Here is a 1,867-nt window from a genome sequence, read left to right on the forward strand (position 1 = left end):
ACGCAGGCATGGGCCCGCGGCCTGCTGCCCGGCGGCACCGGGTCGGGGCGCGGCCTCGCGCTGCTGGCGGTCGGCGCCGTGGCGCTGTGGCTCGCCACCGGCTTCTACCGCGTGCAGCCGGACGAACAGGGCGTGGTGCTGCGCTTCGGCGCCTATAGCCGCACCACGCTGCCCGGCCTGAACTATCACTTTCCCTGGCCGATCGAGACGGTGGAGCGTCCGGTCGTGACGCGCATCAACCGGATCGAGATCGGCTACCGCACCGGCGGCCTCGGCGGCACCGACGACGTGCAGGAAGAGAGCCTGATGCTGACCGGCGACGAGAACATCGTCGATATCGGGCTCGCGGTGCTGTGGCGCATACGCGATCCGGTCGCGTGGCTGTTCAACGTGCGTGAGCCGAACAACGATCCCTCGGCGATCATCAAGGCCGTGGCCGAGAGCGCGATCCGCGAGGTGATGGGCCGCACGCCGATCCAGCCGGCGCTGACGGGCGCCCGGGCGCAGATCGAATCCGACGTGCGGGCCGAGACGCAGACGGTGCTGGACGCGTACGGCGCCGGCGTGGAGATCACGCAGGTGCTGTTGCAGAAGGTCGATCCGCCCGCCGCCGTGATCGACAGCTTCCGCGACGTGCAGCGCGCGAACACCGACGCCGACACCGCGCGCAACGAGGCCGAGGCGTACCGCAACGACATCGTCCCCCGCGCGACGGGCGACGCGGCGCGCCTGCGCGCCGAGGCCGACGCCGCGCGCCAGGCGGCGATCGCGGAGGCGCGCGGCCAGACCCAGCGCTTCCTGCAGGTCTACGCGGCCTATAAGGCGGCGCCCGACATCACCATGCGACGCATGTATATCGAGACGATGGAGGCGGTGCTGAGCCATACGCCGAGCGTCGTGCTCGACCCGAAGGTCAGGGGCGTGCTGCCCTACCTGTCGCTCGACGGCGCCGCGGCACCGGGAGCGAAGCAATGAACGGCGTCTTCTCGCGCCTCGGCGTCGCCGCGCTCGCGGCGGCCCTGGTCGGCGTCGTGGTGCTGTATTCGACGCTGTTCACCGTCACGCAGACCGAGGTCGCGCTGGTGACGCAGTTCGGCGCGCCGGTGCGGGTGATCGATACGCCCGGTCTGCATGCCAAGATCCCGTTCGTGCAGGACGTGATCCCGATCGACCGTCGCCTGCTGCCCTTCGCCATCCCGGGCGAGGAAGTCATCCTGAACGACCAGCGGCGGCTGGTGGTCGATGCCTTTGCCATGCTGCGGGTGGTCGATCCGCTCAAATATTACCAGTCGGTCGGCTCGGCCGAGGACGGCATACGCTCGCGCCTCGTCTCCACCGTGCAGTCGAGCCTGCGCCGCGTCCTCGGCAACCGGGCGCTGCTCGCGGTGCTGTCGTCCGAGCGCGGGCAGATCATGTCGGCGATCCGCGACCAGGTGAATGCCGAGATGGCCGGCTTCGGGGTGAAGATCGTCGATGTGCGTATCCGCCGCGCCGACCTGCCGGAGGAGAACAAGGAGGCGATCCTTTCCCGCATGAAGAGCGAGCGGGTGCGGATCGCCAACCAGGCCCGCGCCGAGGGTGCGGCCACGGCCGCGCGCATCCGGGCGGACGCCGAGCGCGAGCGCACGGTCCTGCTGGCCAACGCCCGCGCCGACGCCGACCGCCTGCGCGGCCAGGGCGAGGAGGCGGCGAGCCGCATCTATGCCGACGCCTATCGCCAGGATCCCGCCTTCTTCGCCGCGTGGCGCACCTGGCAGGCCTACCGTTCCGTCTTCGCCACGGGCGGGTCGCGGCTGGTGCTGACCCCGGACAACCAGTTCCTGCGCGACCTGCAGGGGCCGCCGCCGGCCGCGGCCGCGCCGCCCCC

At 71.4% G+C, this 1,867-nt stretch carries 2 protein-coding genes; both read left to right on the plus strand.

Going from position 1 to position 1,867, the window contains the following annotated elements; translation table 11 throughout:
- On the plus strand, positions 1–975 hold a 975-nt coding region (hflK, locus tag B8460_RS17815; protein WP_048862965.1), incomplete at its 5' end, for an FtsH protease activity modulator HflK.
- The coding region (hflC, locus tag B8460_RS17820; RefSeq protein ID WP_048862966.1) for a protease modulator HflC at positions 972–1,867 on the plus strand (896 nt) is incomplete at its 3' end. The genes hflK and hflC, both read left to right, overlap by 4 nt.

The sequence above is a fragment of the Acidisphaera rubrifaciens HS-AP3 genome (assembly GCF_000964365.1).
GTDB lineage: Bacteria > Pseudomonadota > Alphaproteobacteria > Acetobacterales > Acetobacteraceae > Acidisphaera > Acidisphaera rubrifaciens.